The organism is Amycolatopsis sp. YIM 10 (assembly GCF_009429145.1).
GTDB lineage: Bacteria > Actinomycetota > Actinomycetes > Mycobacteriales > Pseudonocardiaceae > Amycolatopsis.
The window spans coordinates 967,849-982,586 of sequence record NZ_CP045480.1 but is presented as its reverse complement, the minus strand read 5'-3'; the positions used below and the strand labels follow the sequence as shown (position 1 = coordinate 982,586).

General features: G+C 68.9%; 15 protein-coding genes and 1 tRNA gene. 4 read left to right on the top strand and 12 right to left on the bottom strand.

The annotated features are described in order from the left end of the window. Nucleotides 1-34: 34 nt before the first annotated feature. Nucleotides 35-481 (top strand): helix-turn-helix domain-containing protein, encoded by a 447-nt coding sequence (locus YIM_RS04920; RefSeq protein WP_194240045.1) that lies wholly within the window; start codon nucleotides 35-37, stop codon nucleotides 479-481. A 62-nt stretch (nucleotides 482-543) separates the two neighbouring features. On the opposite strand, the gene YIM_RS04915 is transcribed toward YIM_RS04920, so the two are convergent. Beyond that, the gene (locus YIM_RS04915) at nucleotides 544-1,158 is read right to left on the bottom strand and encodes an MmpS family transport accessory protein (protein WP_228004563.1); all 615 of its coding nucleotides are present in this window, start codon (nucleotides 1,156-1,158) and stop codon (nucleotides 544-546) included. 169 nt (nucleotides 1,159-1,327) lie between these two features. Between YIM_RS04915 and YIM_RS04910 the strand changes: the two genes are divergently transcribed. Beyond that, entirely contained in the window at nucleotides 1,328-2,527 is a 1,200-nt protein-coding gene (locus tag YIM_RS04910) for a sensor histidine kinase (RefSeq protein ID WP_153029191.1), read from the top strand. A 30-nt stretch (nucleotides 2,528-2,557) separates the two neighbouring features. After that, entirely contained in the window at nucleotides 2,558-3,205 is a 648-nt protein-coding gene (locus tag YIM_RS04905; RefSeq protein WP_153036796.1) for a response regulator transcription factor, read from the top strand. On the opposite strand, the gene YIM_RS04900 is transcribed toward YIM_RS04905, so the two are convergent. The 7 genes from YIM_RS04900 to YIM_RS04870 form a co-directional block, all read right to left on the bottom strand. Next, the gene (locus YIM_RS04900) at nucleotides 3,202-3,429 is read right to left on the bottom strand and encodes a hypothetical protein (protein ID WP_153029190.1); all 228 of its coding nucleotides are present in this window, start codon (nucleotides 3,427-3,429) and stop codon (nucleotides 3,202-3,204) included. The two genes, YIM_RS04905 and YIM_RS04900, sit on opposite strands and share 4 nt — an antisense overlap. A gap of 40 nt (nucleotides 3,430-3,469) precedes the next feature. After that, nucleotides 3,470-3,543: transfer RNA gene (locus YIM_RS04895), tRNA-Leu, on the bottom strand. Between the two features lie 206 nt (nucleotides 3,544-3,749). Further along, complete coding sequence (locus YIM_RS04890; protein WP_153029189.1) at nucleotides 3,750-5,072, bottom strand: NAD(P)/FAD-dependent oxidoreductase; 1,323 nt, start codon at nucleotides 5,070-5,072, stop codon at nucleotides 3,750-3,752. 175 nt (nucleotides 5,073-5,247) lie between these two features. Continuing rightward, nucleotides 5,248-5,802, bottom strand: a complete 555-nt coding sequence (locus YIM_RS04885; protein WP_153029188.1) for a GNAT family N-acetyltransferase — start codon at nucleotides 5,800-5,802, stop codon at nucleotides 5,248-5,250. Next, a complete protein-coding gene (locus YIM_RS04880) occupies nucleotides 5,799-6,587 on the bottom strand; it encodes a hypothetical protein (protein ID WP_153029187.1) in 789 nt (262 codons plus the stop codon). The genes YIM_RS04885 and YIM_RS04880 overlap by 4 nt, the downstream gene beginning before the upstream one ends. A gap of 29 nt (nucleotides 6,588-6,616) precedes the next feature. Further along, entirely contained in the window at nucleotides 6,617-7,666 is a 1,050-nt protein-coding gene (locus YIM_RS04875; protein WP_153029186.1) for a hypothetical protein, read from the bottom strand. Between the two features lie 141 nt (nucleotides 7,667-7,807). Next, on the bottom strand, nucleotides 7,808-8,500 hold the full coding sequence (locus YIM_RS04870; RefSeq protein ID WP_153029185.1) for a uracil-DNA glycosylase: 693 nt from the start codon (nucleotides 8,498-8,500) through the stop codon (nucleotides 7,808-7,810). Between the two features lie 27 nt (nucleotides 8,501-8,527). Between YIM_RS04870 and YIM_RS04865 the strand changes: the two genes are divergently transcribed. Then, nucleotides 8,528-10,006, top strand: a complete 1,479-nt coding sequence (locus tag YIM_RS04865) for a S10 family peptidase (protein WP_153029184.1) — start codon at nucleotides 8,528-8,530, stop codon at nucleotides 10,004-10,006. On the opposite strand, the gene YIM_RS04860 is transcribed toward YIM_RS04865, so the two are convergent. The 4 genes from YIM_RS04860 to YIM_RS04845 form a co-directional block, all read right to left on the bottom strand. After that, nucleotides 10,003-10,839 (bottom strand): SAM-dependent methyltransferase, encoded by an 837-nt coding sequence (locus YIM_RS04860; protein WP_153029183.1) that lies wholly within the window; start codon nucleotides 10,837-10,839, stop codon nucleotides 10,003-10,005. The two genes, YIM_RS04865 and YIM_RS04860, sit on opposite strands and share 4 nt — an antisense overlap. Nucleotides 10,840-10,944: 105 nt before the next feature. Then, nucleotides 10,945-12,672, bottom strand: coding sequence for a S8 family serine peptidase (locus YIM_RS04855; RefSeq protein WP_153029182.1), 1,728 nt, complete (start codon nucleotides 12,670-12,672; stop codon nucleotides 10,945-10,947). Between the two features lie 86 nt (nucleotides 12,673-12,758). After that, a complete protein-coding gene (locus tag YIM_RS04850) occupies nucleotides 12,759-13,757 on the bottom strand; it encodes an ABC transporter ATP-binding protein (RefSeq protein ID WP_153029181.1) in 999 nt (332 codons plus the stop codon). Continuing rightward, nucleotides 13,750-14,733, bottom strand: a complete 984-nt coding sequence (locus YIM_RS04845) for an ABC transporter ATP-binding protein (RefSeq protein WP_153029180.1) — start codon at nucleotides 14,731-14,733, stop codon at nucleotides 13,750-13,752. The genes YIM_RS04850 and YIM_RS04845 overlap by 8 nt, the downstream gene beginning before the upstream one ends. Nucleotides 14,734-14,738: the final 5 nt, after the last annotated feature.

The following is a 14,738-nucleotide window of genomic DNA, read 5'->3' as shown; positions in this document are numbered from 1 at the left end:
TAACCATTGGCATCCTGCGGCAACATCGACAACCGTGGAAGAAGGCACTTTCAACTCACCGAGTTACTCCTGCCGCACCGAGGACGACTACGGCGTCATGCAGTGGCACGTGCGGGAGGACTGCGAGGTGCGGCAGATCCTCGACCGGATCGCCGACAAGTGGTCACTGCTGGTGATCTCACTGCTGGACCGGCAAACCCTGCGCTTCACCGAGCTGCGCCACGAGATCGACGGAATCTCGCAGCGCATGCTCACCACCACCCTGCGTCACCTGGAACGCGACGGCCTGGTGCGGCGGACCGTGCACCCGGTGGTGCCGCCGCGGGTGGACTACGCGCTCACCCCGCTCGGCGCGACCCTGCACACCACGATCCAGGCACTGGTCGACTGGACCGAGGAGCACCAGCCGGAAATCGCCGCCGCGCGGTCCGCCTACGACGCCGCGCAGGCGGAACGCGAAGCAGTCGAAGCCGAGCATTGAAAAAGGGCGCTGCTCGCGCGAGGGGTGCGAGCAACGCCCTTTGACAAAGGGAAAACAGCGAATCAGGCGCCGGTGCAGACAGCCACCGCGAACGGGCCGGAAGCGGTGTTCTCCGCGACCACGGCACCGTCGACGGTGATCTTGCAGGTGATGTCGCCACCGTTCTCGTCCGCCATCACGGTGAGCATGCCGCCCTTGATGATGCCCTTGTTCTCGGTCTGCTTGGTCCACGGCAGCGTGGAAACCGTCTCGCTCTGCGGGTTCAGCGCCTCACCATAGGTGACCTCCACATTGGACCCGGTACCGGTCACGTCGTAGGTCACCGCGGCGGTGCGGTTGTACTCGTCCTGCACCTCGTTGACCGCCGAGTTGAAGATGAAGATCCAGGCGATGCACACGCCGAGGCCGAGTACCGAGGCCACGATGCCCACAATGGACAGCACCTTGTTGGTGGCAACGCCCTTGTTGACCCGCACCACACCGAGGATCGAGAAGACCAGGCCGAGGATCACCAGCGGCCAGGCGATCACGCCGATGAACGGGATCGGCGAGAAGATCAGCCCCACCAGGCCGAGCACGAAACCGGTGATGCCGATGCCGTTGCGGGGCGGCTGCTGCTGCGGCTGCGGCGGTCCCTGGTAGGGCATGGCGGGCGGGTAGGGGGTCTGCTGGGTCACGGGGATGTTCCTTTCGAATGAACTGGCGAACAGAATGCAATCACCCGAACGGACTCCACCGCGTCGCCCAAGAGCCTAGCCGCGTTACGACAAAAGTCGTCACTTCCCCGCTTCGAGTAAGCCCTTTCGCTGATGAGCGGCCGCGCTTTCCCTGCGTACGCTGAGTTTCATGGCCCGGCGTGTACTTGGCGTGCTGATCACCGTGCTCGCGGTGACCGCGAGCGTGATCAGCAGCATCTTCGTTTTCGCGTCGACCGGTTACCTGCCCGATGCCGACACCTTCGTGCCGAATACCTGGTCGACGCTGAGCTTCCTGACCGCGATCGCGGCGGCCGTCATGCTGTGCTGGCGCCACCAGTGGCCGCTGGTGGTCACCGGGATCGCACTGGTGCCGTCACTTCTGCTCGGCGCGGACGCACTCGCCGCGCTGATCGCGCTCGCCGCGCTGGCCGCCAGCCGTCGCGACCTCTGGCTGTGGGCCGGTGCCGGTTCGGTGTACTCGGCGACCGCGCTGGCGCTGGCCAGGGACGCCAACCGGCACGAGGAAGTGTCGATCGCCGGCGCGATCGTGGGCACGCGGCACAGTCTCGGGCAGATCATCGGCGTTCTCGTGCTGGCCGCGTTCATGACCGCGATCGCGCTCACCGTGGGCATCGTGCGCGGAGTCCGCGGTGATCTCGCTCGCCGCGAGGCGCAGGAACAGGAACTGCGCGCGGAAATGACGCGCCGGGCCGAGCGCACGCGCATCGCGCGCGAAATGCACGACGTGCTGGGACACCGGCTTTCCCTGCTGTCACTGCAAGCCGGCGCGTTGGAGGTCAGCGCGGACGCCGAAAACTCCACCGAAGTGGCGCGCACGGTCCGCACCACCGCCCGTCAGTCCCTTGAGGACCTGCGGCAGGTGATCGGCGTGCTGCGTGACGGACAGGGGTTCGGCGAACGGGAGGCCGGGCCGCAGGCACCCGAACGTCCACAACCGACACTCGCCGACCTGCCGGAGCTGATCGCCGGTGCCCGGCAGTCCGGTCTGGCGGCGAGCGCCACGATCATGCTCGACCAAGCGGCGGCCGCGCCGGTGCAACTGGGCACCACGGTGTACCGGATCGTCCAGGAAGCACTGACCAACGTGCTGCGGCACGCACCGGGTGTGCCCGCCGACGTGACTGTCCGTGGTGAACCCGGTGTCGGTCTCTCGATCGAGGTGGTGAACCCACTGCCGTCGACCGCGCCCGAACCATCGCCAGGCTCGGGCACCGGACTGACCGGGGTGAGCGAACGGGTGTCGCTACTGGGCGGGAACGTCAGCGCCGGCCCGACCGACGAGCGCCTTTTCGCACTCCGGGCGTGGCTGCCGTGGGAGCAGCACTAACATGATCGGGTGACCCAGCGCCCCCTTCGTGTGCTGCTCGTGGATGACGACGCGATGGTCCGGACCGGGCTGTCCATGATTCTGGGCAGCACCGGGGACATCACCGTGGTCGGCGAGGCCGGGGACGGGGACGAGGCGGTGGCGAAGGTGACCGCGCACGCGCCGGACGTGGTGTTGATGGACATCCGGATGCGCCGCATGGACGGGCTGGCCGCGACCGCCGCGGTGACCGCGCTCGCCCGGCCGCCGAAGGTGCTCGTGCTGACCACCTTCGACCTGGACCAGTACGTGTTCGACGCGCTCGGCGCGGGGGCGAGCGGGTTCCTGCTGAAGGAGTGCTCGCCGCAGGAGATCATCGACGCGGTGCGCGTGGTCGGCGCCGGGGAGGCGATGCTTTCCCCGCGTGCCACCAAGAAACTGATCGGGCACTTCGTCTCGGCGCGGTCGAACCCGCGGCGTCACCGCGCGATGAGCGGGTTGAGCACGCTGACCGAGCGGGAACGCGAGATCGTCACCGCGGTCGCCCAGGGCAAGCCGAACTCGGCCATCGCCGCCGAACTGCACCTGAGCGAGGCGACGGTGAAAACCCACATCACCCGCATCTTCGCGAAGATCAACGCCGGGAACCGCGTGCAGATGACCATCTTCGCCTACGAAGCGGGCCTCGTGGTGCCCTAATCGATCTTGGGGAGTTCGAGGGTGGAGTGCCTGACCGGCCGCGCACGCCCCGGCAAGCCGATCACCATGACCGCCAGGCAGGCGACCCCGGCGGAGATGGCGGCCTCACCGCCCCAGCGGTAGGACCCGCTCGCGCCCTGGGTCACCAGCAGCACCCCGACGCCCAGGAACGCCACCCCGAGAACAGCGGCGGCAAAACAGCGAAAACCCACCATGGGGCGCATTCTTCCCACCGCGGCCGGCCGGGGTCAACCAGCCGTGAAGTGCCCCCGACGGGGTTCGAACCCGCACTGGGTCGATTTTAAGTCGACTGCCTCTGCCGATTGGGCTACGGGGGCAGGACCCAGCCTAGGCGCTGTCCGGCGAGTCTGGTCGATGGGCTTCGTGATCCAGGTGGTTCCTGGCGGTGCGGGCGGCTCGGCCTCGTACTGGGCGTACTCGGCCGATCCGCCCGTGTCGCCAGGGGCCGCCTGGGCGCGAAGACCGCGAGCGTGACTCGCCGGACAGCGCCTGGGGCGGCCGGGCCTGGCTCCCGCAGCTCAGGTCAGGACTTGGTGGCCCTGGTGAACTCGTCCTTCGGGTTGTTGATCTGCCCGAGCGACACGACCTCGCGTCGCAGCAGGCCGCCGAAGACCCAGTCGAAGAAGATCCGGATCTTCCGGTTCCACGTGGGCATCGCCTTGACGTGGTACGCGCGGTGGAACACCCACGCCGGGAAGCCCTTGATCTTCAGGTTCAGCGCGTCGGCCACGCCCTTGTGCAGGCCCAGACCGGCGACCGCGCCGAGGTTCTTGTGGTAGTAGTCCTTCGGCTGGCCACCACGCAGCACCTTGATGATGTTCTTCGCCATCAACCGCGCCTGCCGCACCGCGTGCTGGGCGTTCGGCGGGCAGGTGGCCGACGGGTCGTCCTCGGTGCGCGCGAGGTCCGGCACCGCGGCGTTGTCCCCCGCGGTCCACACGTCGGGATGCCCGACCACCTGCAGCGCCGCGGTCGCTTCGAGCCGGCCGCGCTTGTCCAGCGGCAGGTCGGAGTCGGCCAGCACCGGGTTGGCCTTCACACCGGCGGTCCAGATGATCGTGTCGCTGTCGAACTCGGTGCCGTCCGAGAGCACCACGTGCCCGTTCTCGAACGACTTCGCCGCGGTCGAGAGGTAGACCTCGATGCCGCGCTTCTCCAGCTGCTCCACTGTCCACACACCGAGCGTCTCGCGGACCTCGGGCAGGATCCGGCCCGCGGCCTCGACCAGCACCCACCGGATGTCCGACGGCTCGATGTTCTCGTAGTACCTGGTCGCGAAGCGGGTCATGTCCTCGAGCTCGGCGAGCGCTTCGATGCCCGCGAAGCCGCCACCGACCACGGTGAAGGTCAGCAGTCGCTTGCGCAGCTCGGGGTCGAGCGTGCTGGCCGCCTGGTCGAGCTTGGTCAGCACGTGGTTGCGGAGGTAGATCGCCTCGCCGATGGTCTTGAAGGCGATGCCCTCCTCGGCGAGGCCGGGAATGGGCAGGATGCGCGCCACCGCGCCCAGTGCGACCACCAGCACGTCGTAGGACAGCTGCTCGATGTGGCCGTCGGCCGCCTCGACGGTGACGGACTTGCGTTCGTGCTCGATCTTGGTGACGCGCGCGGTCAGCACGTGACACCGCTTGAGCACGCGCCGCAACGGGACCACCACGTGCCGCGGCTCGATCGCACCGGCCGCCGCCTCCGGGAGGAAGGGCTGGTACGTCATGTGCGGCTGGGGGTCCACAACGGTGACGGACGCTTCGTTGGCCCGCAGCATCTTCTGGAGCCCGAACGCCGTGTACAGACCGACATATCCGCCGCCGAGGACGAGGATCCGTGCCGGTTCCGACTTCGCTGCCATGCGTCCATGGTCGCACCCATCCGGGGCCCCCGCTCGTGTACCCCGCGCTGCTGTGACCAGCGTCGCCACCGAAGATTGAACGATTCAGCAGGTCGAGGCACGCGGTAATCGAGCGAACACGGAGCGTAGATCGAGTAAGACCAGAATAAACCCGTACCGGGTGTTTTCGGGCAGATCAATCACTCTCCGCGATCGGGTGAGCGAACTCACCCAGCTCCCAGACCACGTCGGTGCCCGCCATGCCGGGCCGCGGTTCCTCCCTGGGCGGGTGGTGCCGCGCGACCTCGGTGAAGCCCAGCCGGCGGGGCACGCCCGCGCTGGCTTCGTTGGCCGCGTCGTGCCAGATCTGGATCCGGTCGACGTCGGGCAACGCGAACGCGACCGGCAGCAGCGCCGCGACGGCCTCGGTCATCAGCCCGCGCCCGGCCCAGGACGGGTGCAGCCAGTAGCCGATCTCGATGCCGCCGGGGCCGATGCGCCGCTCCAGCCCGACCGCGCCGACGATCCGCCCCTCGGTGCGCAGGGCGTAGGGATAGGCCTTGCCCGCTTCCCACTGCTCGTCGGACAGGTGGAGGAAGTCGGCCGCGCGGTACTCGCCGTAGGCCCAGAACAGCCACGGCTTCAGGTACTCCTGCGCTTCCTCGACCACCCGCTGCAACTCGTCGGCATCCGCCGAAGACCACCGCGTCAACCGCACACGCCGCCCGACGACTTCCTCCGGCGGCCTCATGGGATGCCTGCCGTGTCGAACTCGGTCAGGAGGTCTTCGACCAACACGACCATCGACATCTTGATCTCGTCGAGGTCACCGAAGCCGGTTTCCGCCGCAGCGGCAAGACCTGGCAGCAGATCATCGGGCCCCACCGCGAGTTCGCGCAGATCGGCCAGCGCTCGCGTCACCACCGCACTCGAGATGGGGTGCGCCGCGAGTTCGCGTAAAGTCCGCGCCAACTCGGCCGTCTCCACCGCACGAAGCAGCCGGAGCACGTCGAGACCGTCTTTGGCCTTGAGCCGGTTCGGCTGATTCCGCCGTTCCGCGATCTTGACGATCTTCGACACCACCAACGCGGCCGAACCAGCCACCTTGATCGCAAAGGAACGGGTGTCGGTTTCGGCCAATCCGCCGATCACCTGGACGTCGTTGTCCACAACGGACGGCTCGAGGCCGTACGTCTTGCGCGCCGTCTCCCTGGCATCGTGGGGCGGCGGCAGGCGAGCGGACCGTTTGCCGCCCGGACCGCTGAGCGCTTCGGGGGCCATCAGGTCGACCGCGATCTGCCCGCGTCCCAGCCAGATCCCGGGTTGGCTCCCCGGGACAAAACCCGCCGCCCGCATCGCGTCGACGATCACGGGCTCGTCCACCAGCAACCCGGGCACTACCGCCAGATCCGCGTCGGTCGTGGTCGGCGCGGTGATGAAATCGGCGTCGCCGGACCGCAGGTAGACCGCCTGCGCTCCCACCAGCACCACCCCGTCGCGAAGCGGCCCCAGCCCGTCCAGCGCGTCGAGCAGCACGGACCGCGCCTCGACGTACTCCCGCGGAATCATCGTTCCCAACCTTGTTCTCTCGACTCGAGCGCCGTCATCAGCTGCTCGGCTTCTTCGCCGGACCTGCCCGGACCGGTCAGCAGGTCGGCCACCACCTGACCGGGAGCGGCGTAGCGGACCCCGTCGACGGTCCGGGACCTGGCCAGAACGACCACGTCGTAAGGCCGCATCACCAGCACGTTCATCCCGCGCTCGACCTTCCTCAGCCCCAGCCCGCCGATCAGGCCGATCGGGTCCTCCGCGTAGAGGCTCAGCGAAACGAGCGGCGACACCGGTGTCGTGCCCTTCGGCAGGTAAGCGCGCGTCGCCGCCGATCCCGTCACGACAACACGAGAACCGACCGACGGCAGTGCCTTCAGCGCGTGGTCGAGCCCTCGCGGGTCCAGCGTCGCGATGACTTCGTTCGACGCCGTGACCCTGTAGTCCTGGGTCCAGCGATCGACCAGCACTCGTTTTCGCACCGAAGTGACGGCGCCGTCTTCACCGCGCTCGACGGCGGTTTCCCGATCGAGCAGTTCGAGGACCCGCGCGCTCGTCCCGAGACCGACCTGGGCACGCTCGGCCAGCTCACGCACCCCGACGGGCAACGACGTCTCGCACAACTCGAGCACGACCTTCGCCGCGGCGGGGCCGCGGAGGGACTTGAGCAATCGGTCGGCCGGATCGCGGAACCCGCTGCGATCAGCGCCCGCGCGATCCAGGAAGACCGCGGGTTCGTCCAGCCTGAGCCGCAGGTTTCCGGTGGAGTCGAACCACCCCAAGCCGCGCTGTTCGAGCTGGGCCCTGGTGGTCGGAGACACGAACGGGGCGGCGACCATCGCTCCCCCGATCACCCGGCCTTCGCGTTCGGCCTTGTCCCGGTATGCGTCCAGCTGGGCCGCCACCGAAGCGACGTCCCTCGGCGAGACCGTGCTCCTGGATTCGATCACCAGCGCGGCGCTCCGGCCGTCGGGGGCGACGATGGTGAGCAGCGCGTCCGGAGGACCAAGGCTCGCGCCCTTGATCGCCAGCTCGAGATCTTCGGTGATCGACCAGGAGACAGGCAAGGCGGACCGCACCGCTTGTGCAGCTGCCGAGAGCAGCTCCACCTCGGTTGTTCCACTTTTTCCGCTGTTCCGTACCACGTGGAACAGCTTACTTTACGGAACGACTACGGGTCAGCTGCCGCCTCCGGCGCGTCGGCGGCCTCATGGGATGCCCGCCGCGGTCTTGGCCCTGGTCAGCACCTCGCGCACCATCGCCGGAGTGAGGCGGCCGGTGAAGGTGTTCTGCTGCGACACGTGGAAGCAACCGAACAGCTGCAGCTCCGTGGGCCCGTCGAGGACGACCCGCACGCCGTGGCCGAACTTCGGGCGGGGTCGCGGCACCTGCCACCCGGCCGCGGCCAGCACCGGCATCAGCGCCTGCCAGCCGAAACCGCCGAGCACCACGATCGCCCGCAGCGTGGGGCGCAGCAGTTCCAGCTCCCTGGCCAGCCACCGCCCGCAGGTGTCGCGCTCGGCCGGGGTCGGCTTGTTCGCGGGCGGCGCGCAGTGCACCGGCGACGTGATGCGCGTGCCGATCAGCTCCAGCCCGTCGCCGATGTGGTGTGCCTCCGGCTTCGTGGCCAGGCCGACGTCGTACATCGCCCGGTAGAGCACCTCACCGGAACGGTCGCCGGTGAACATGCGGCCCGTCCGGTTCGCGCCGTGCGCGGCCGGCGCCAGTCCGACGATGCCCAGCGACGCGTCGGCGGGCCCGAACCCGGGCACCGGGCGGCCCCAGTACGTCTCGTGGGCGAAGGCCGCGCGCTTGGTCTCGGCCACCTGCTCGCGCCAGGCCACCAACCGCGGGCACGCCCGGCAGTCGATCAGCTCGGCGTCCATCTCGGCCAGGGTCATCCCGCCATTGTGATCTAGATTCGGAGCATGCCGGAAACAGATAAAACCGATGAGGAAACCAAGCCGCCCGAGCCCAGCGACGACCTGGTCACCACCACGCACACGCTGACGGGCTCAGCCGGGACGAAACTGGCCTACACCGCCCAGACCGGGCGGATCGTGCTGAAGAAGGAGGTGCTCACCGACGGCAAGTTCGACGGGCACCTGGCCAAGGCCGAGGTCTTCCTCACCGCCTACACGCTCGACGACACCGATCCGGCGACGCGCCCGGTGACCTTCGCGTTCAACGGCGGGCCCGGTTCCTCGAGCGTCTGGCTGCACATGGGGGTGCTGGGGCCGCGCCGGGTGGTCTCCGGGGACGTCGACTCCCCCGCCCCGCCGCCGTACGGCCTGGTGGACAACCCCGAAACCCTGCTGGAGCACAGCGACCTGGTGTTCATCGACCCGGTCTCCACCGGGTACTCGCGCGCGGTGACCGGGGAGAAACCCAAGGACTACCTCGGTTTCACCCCCGACGTGGAGTCGGTCGGCGAGATCATCCGGCTGTGGACCTCGCGCAACGGGCGCTGGCTCTCGCCGAAGTTCCTGGCCGGCGAGTCCTACGGCACGCTGCGCGCCGCGGCGCTGGCCGCGCACCTGCAGGAACGCCACAGCATGTACCTGAACGGGCTGCTGCTCATCTCGTCCGTGCTGGACATGGGCTCGATCCGGTTCACCGAGGGCAACGAGCAGGCCTACACCAGCTTCCTGCCCACCTACGCGGCGATCGCGCACTACCACGGTTTCCACGGCGACCGCCCGCTCGACGAGGTGCTCGCCGAGGCCGAGGCGTTCGCCGCCCGCGACCTGCCGTGGGCACTGCAGCGCGGAGCCCGGCTGACCGCCGACGAGCGCGCGGCCGCGGTGCGCGAGCTGGCCCGGCTGACCGGGCTGAGCGAGTCCTATGTGGACCGGGTCAACCTCCGGATCGAGCACGTGCGCTTCTTCACCGAGCTGCTGCGCGAACGCGGGCTGACCGTCGGCCGGATGGACGGCCGGTTCACCACCTGGGAGCCGGACGGCGGCCGCGAGCAGATGAGCGACGACGCCTCGATCTCCCGGATCATCGGCGCCTACTCCGCCGCGTTCAACCACTACGTGCGCGCCGAACTGGGCTACGAAAGCGATCTGCCGTACGAGATCCTTTCGATGAACGTGTTCCAGCAGTGGTCCTACAGCGATTTCGAGGGCCGCGCGGTTTCCGCGGTGCGCTCACTGAGCGCGGCGATGCGGGCCAACCCGCATCTGAAGGTGCACGTCGCCTTCGGCCACTACGACGGCGCGACCCCGTACTACGGCTCGGAGAACGTGCTCGCGCACCTGGAGATCCCCGAGGAACTGCACGGCAACATCGACCGGGCCTACTACCCGGCCGGGCACATGATGTACGTGCACGAACCTTCACGCGTGCGGCAGGCGGCCGACCTGGCGGCATTCATCCGATCGGCCGTGCCGAACAACGATTAGTTCTTTTTCCAGCCCACGCCCGCGAGACCGCGGGACTTCTCGGGCTGGTCGGCGAACAGCTCGTCCCCGTCCGGCTGCCACTGCGGCAGCCAGACGAGGCCGGGGTCGGCGAGTTCGAGACCGGCGAAGAAGGCCTCGATGTCCGGCCTCGGCCGCGGGACGGCCGGGTTGTTGGTCTGCTTGCGGTAGGCCGCCGCGACCTTGTCCCCCGCGGCGATCGTCGCCAGGTCCTTCGGGTCCACGTGGATGTGCGAGATCGCGACCATGCTGCCCGTCGGCAGGCGGTCGAGGTAGTAACGCAGCGTCTCGTGCGGCTTGGTGTCGTCCGGCATGAAGTGCAGCAGTGCCACCAGCAGCAGCGCCACCGGCTGGGTCTCGTCGATCAGGCCGGTCTTCTGCACCCGGCGCCACAACTGCCGCCCGTCGAAGAAGTCGGCGTCGATGGCGCGGTGGCGCTCGGGGTCGGCGGTGCGTTCGAGCAGGATCTCCGCGTGCGCGCGGGCGATCGGCTCGTTGTCGATGTAGACGACCCGGCACTCGCCCGGCGCCGCCTCCTCGGCGACCTCGTGCACGTTGCCCTGGGTGGGCAGGCCGGAACCGATGTCGACGAACTGCCGGATGCCCGAGTCCACCGCGTACCGCACCGCGCGGCCGAGGAAGGCCCGGTTGGACCTGGCGAAGCGCTTGATGTCGGGCAGCGCCTTCATCTGCTCGTCGGCGAAGGCGCGGTCGGCCGCGTAGTTGTGGCTGCCGCCGAGCAGGTAGTCGTAGACCCGGCCGACGGAGACCTTGTCGATCGAGTCACCGAGGCGGGCGGCATCGCTGGTGGTCATCGGGACTCCCATTCTGGACGCGGTGTGTGACAGTTCTACCCCACAACCGGACAAAAGTCGTGGGTGCCAGGGTTTCCCCGACACCCACGACTCCTGGGAAATCACTTACCCGCGAAGGTGTTCCTTGCCGCGGGTCACCGCGGTGTAGGCATCGACCGCGCCGTGGCCGTAGAAGCCGTTGAACGCCGTGTCACCGGTGCAGGTGGCGGTGTAGCTCGCGTCGCGGCCCTCGTCGAGGTAGTCCACGGTCCGCGGCACCGGGCAGGCGATCTTCGCCGCGGTGCCCTCGAGCACGCGCTGCACCGAATCGGGGTCCATGCCGAAGCCGCCCCGGCCGGGCTTGCCGTACTGGGAAACGATCAGCGCGGCAACACCGGTGGCGTGCGGCGAGGCCATCGACGTGCCCTGGAGCCACTGGTAGTAGCCGACCCGGCCGTCCGCCGCGTTCGCCTTCTGCACCCCGGCCTTGACGCCGTCCGGGGTCAGGTTGCCGTCCGCGTCGATCATGCCCTCGGCGACGCCGACGTTGCGCGGGTAGGTCGACAGGATCTGGTTCTCCACGGTGGAGAACCACGGGGTGCCGAAGTAGTCGCGGTAGAAGCCACCCGGCGCGGACACCGAGATCTGCTCGACGCCGTAGTTCGAGTAGTCCGCCTTCGCCTGCGACGGGCCGAACGCGGAGACGCCGATGGTGTGGTTGCCCTCGACCGGCAGCGTCACGCAGGACGCGTTGTCGATGTCGCGCTTGTAGTTGATGTCCACCGGGAAGTTCGGGCTGACCGTGTCCGGCTGCGGCGCACCGAGGTCGCTGTGCTGGTTGCCGAGCGAAACCACCTGCGTCACGCCCTTGCCGTGCGCGTAGTCCAGCGCGCGGTTGACCGCTTCGGTGATGGTGCGCTGCTCGCGCTGGCGCTCCGGCGAGTCGGCCGGGTTGGCCTGGCAGTTGTACAGCCACGGGTCCACGAAGAAGCTCATGTTGACCACGTCGAGCCGCGCGTCACCGGCGTAGGTGATCGCGTCGACCACCGGCTGCAGGAAGAAGCTGCCCGAGTCCTGCCCGGCGCGCACGTTCACGATGCTCACGTTCGGCGCGACGCCGGAGAGGCCGAACCCGTTGGCCGCGGCGCCGATGGTGCCCGCCACGTGGGTGCCGTGCCCGCCGTCGTCGTGGTTGACCGGGTCCACGCAGCCGCGGAACTCGCACGGGCCGTCGACCTCGTTGCCGGCCTCGTCGGCCGGGATGTCGCGGACGAAGTTGCGCGAGAGCGCCGCGTCGAAGTTCGGCGCGATGTCCGGGTGGGTGCCGTCGACACCGGTGTCGAGCACGCCGACCTTCACCCGCTTGTCGCCGGGCTGGACGGTGCGCGCCAGGTCGGAGCGGACCGACTTGAGGCCCCACAGCTGCTCGTCCAGCGGGTCGGTGCCGACCGGGGCGGGAGCGTTCGGCTTGCCCTTCTTGGCGGCTGGGGTCCGCTGCGACTCCTTCTCCACCACGTCCGCCTTGGGCGCGGTGTCGCGCACCGGGGCGTGGCCGATGGCCTGCGCCTTGGCCGCGCCGTAGACCGCGCGGTCGGCGGAAACCCGCTCGCTGAAGCCGTTCGCCGGCGCGCTCGCGGTGACCAGGCCGATGGCGGCGTTGGACTTCACCACGGTGCCGCCCGCGTCACGGACCGCCCGCTCGGCCTCGGCGACGCCCTGCCCCGGGGCGGCCAGCACGGTGAACTCGGTCGCGGCGCCGGACAGGTCCGGCTGCGCGGAGACCACGGGCGCGGCCAGCACCCCACCGGCCAGCGGCACGGCGAGCACCGCGAACAGCAACTTGCTTCTCTTCACGCTGAATTCCTCCTACGCCTGGAATAGGCGGAATCTACGGCGTGCGCCGGAATTCGAACACCGACGAAAGTTAGAAGGCGTGCTTCCTAGGGAACGACGTGCCGTTCTTCGGCGAAATGGCAGGCGCTGGAATGACCGCCCGCTCGTGGTTCGAGCGCGGGCACCTCGGCCGCGCAGACGTCCTGGGCCTTCCAGCAACGCGTCCGGAATGGACAGCCGGACGGCGGGTCCACCGGGCTGGGCACATCGCCTTCCAGCCGGATGATCTGACGGTGACCGCGCAGTGACGGGTCGGCTACCGGAACGGCGGACAACAGCGCCTGGGTGTACGGGTGGGACGGTCGGTTGTAGATGTCGTCCTCGGTGCCGATCTCCACGATGCGGCCGAGGTACATGACCGCGACCCTGGTGGAGAGGTGGCGGACCACGGAGAGGTCGTGCGCGATGAACACATAGGACAGTCCGAATTCGGCGCGCAGATCCTCGAGGAGGTTCATCACCTGTGCCTGGATGGACACGTCGAGTGCCGAAACGGGTTCGTCGCAGATGATGACCTTGGGGCGCAGGGCGAGCGCGCGGGCGATGCCGATGCGCTGGCGCTGGCCGCCGGAGAACTGGTGGGGGTAGCGGTTGAGGTGCTCGGGGTTGAGGCCGACGACTTCCAGCAGCTCGCGCACCTTGGCGGCCCGGTCGGCCTTGGGGGCCACCTCGGGATGGATCTCGAACGGCTCGCCGACGATGTCGCCGACGGTCATGCGCGGGTTGAGCGAGGTGTACGGGTCCTGGAGCACGATCTGGATGTTGCGGCGGAGCCGGCGGAGTTCGGTGCCCCGCATGGCGAAGATGTCGCGGCCCTCGAATAAGGCCTGGCCCGCGGTCGGCTCTTCGAGTCTCAAAAGGACCTGGGCCAGCGTCGACTTGCCGCAGCCGGACTCGCCCACGATGCCGAGCGTCTCGCCGGGCGCGAGGTCGAAGGACACCCCGTCGACGGCCTTGACGTGCCCGACCGTCCGCTTGAACACGACGCCGGTGCGGACCGGGAAGTACTTGACCAGGCCGGAGACCCGGAGAATCGGCTCACTCACCTCGCATCACCTCGGGGGCGAAGTGGCAGGCGCTGTACCGGCCCGCCTCCGGTTCCAGGACGGGGGGCAGGTCGGTGGAGCAGATGTGCTCCGCCCGTTTGCAACGCGGGTGGAAGGGGCAGCCCGCCGGGATGTCCAGCAGGCTCGGCGGCAGGCCCTTGATCGTTTCCAGGCTCTGCCCCTTCAGGTCCAGGCGGGGCAGCGAGTTCATCAGCGCCGCCGTATAGGGGTGCGCGGGGGATCGGAACAAAGTATGCACGTCGGATTGTTCAACAATCCTACCGGCGTACATGACGGCGATCCGATCGGCCACTTCGGCGACAACCCCCAGATCGTGCGTGATCAACACCAGGCCCATCCGCCGCTCCGCCTGGATCTCCGCCAGCAGGTCCATGATCTGCGCCTGCACGGTCACGTCCAGCGCGGTCGTCGGCTCGTCCGCGATCAGCAGTTCCGGGTCCAGCGCCAGCGCCATCGCGATCATCGCCCGCTGCCGCATCCCGCCCGAGAACTGGTGCGGATACTCCCGCACCCGCGAAGCCGCGTTCGGGATGTGCACCAGGTCCAGCAGCTCGACCGCCCGCGCCCGCGCCGCCCGCCGGCTCATGCCCTTGCGCAACCGCAGCTGCTCCTCGATCTGGAACCCCACGGTGAACACCGGGTTCAACGCCGAAAGCGCGTCCTGGAAGATCATCGCGATGCCGCCACCGCGCACCTCACGGCGACGACGGGCACCAACCCCGAGCAGGTCCTCGCCGCGGAACCGGATCGAGCCGCCGGTGATCACCGCGGGCGGCATGTCGAGAATTCCCAGCACCGCCTGCGCGGTCACGCTCTTGCCCGACCCCGATTCGCCGAGCACGGCCAGGGTCTCCCCCGCGTCCACGTGGTAACTCACGCCGTTGAGCACGCTCGCCACCCCTTCGGACGTGCGGAACTCCACGCGCAGGTCGTCGATCTCCAGCAGTCTGTCCATTGTGG

Bases quoted from the DNA above. Each gene is read 5' to 3' on its own strand.
- YIM_RS04845 (WP_153029180.1), bottom strand. From the start codon at position 14,733: ATGGACAGACTGCTGGAGATCGACGACCTGCGCGTGGAGTTCCGCACG.
- YIM_RS04865 (WP_153029184.1), top strand. From the start codon at position 8,528: ATGCCGGAAACAGATAAAACCGATGAGGAAACCAAGCCGCCCGAGCCC.
- YIM_RS04890 (WP_153029189.1), bottom strand. From the start codon at position 5,072: ATGGCAGCGAAGTCGGAACCGGCACGGATCCTCGTCCTCGGCGGCGGA.
- YIM_RS04900 (WP_153029190.1), bottom strand. From the start codon at position 3,429: ATGCGCCCCATGGTGGGTTTTCGCTGTTTTGCCGCCGCTGTTCTCGGG.
- YIM_RS04885 (WP_153029188.1), bottom strand. From the start codon at position 5,802: ATGAGGCCGCCGGAGGAAGTCGTCGGGCGGCGTGTGCGGTTGACGCGG.
- YIM_RS04910 (WP_153029191.1), top strand. From the start codon at position 1,328: ATGGCCCGGCGTGTACTTGGCGTGCTGATCACCGTGCTCGCGGTGACC.
- YIM_RS04870 (WP_153029185.1), bottom strand. From the start codon at position 8,500: ATGACCCTGGCCGAGATGGACGCCGAGCTGATCGACTGCCGGGCGTGC.
- YIM_RS04860 (WP_153029183.1), bottom strand. From the start codon at position 10,839: ATGACCACCAGCGATGCCGCCCGCCTCGGTGACTCGATCGACAAGGTC.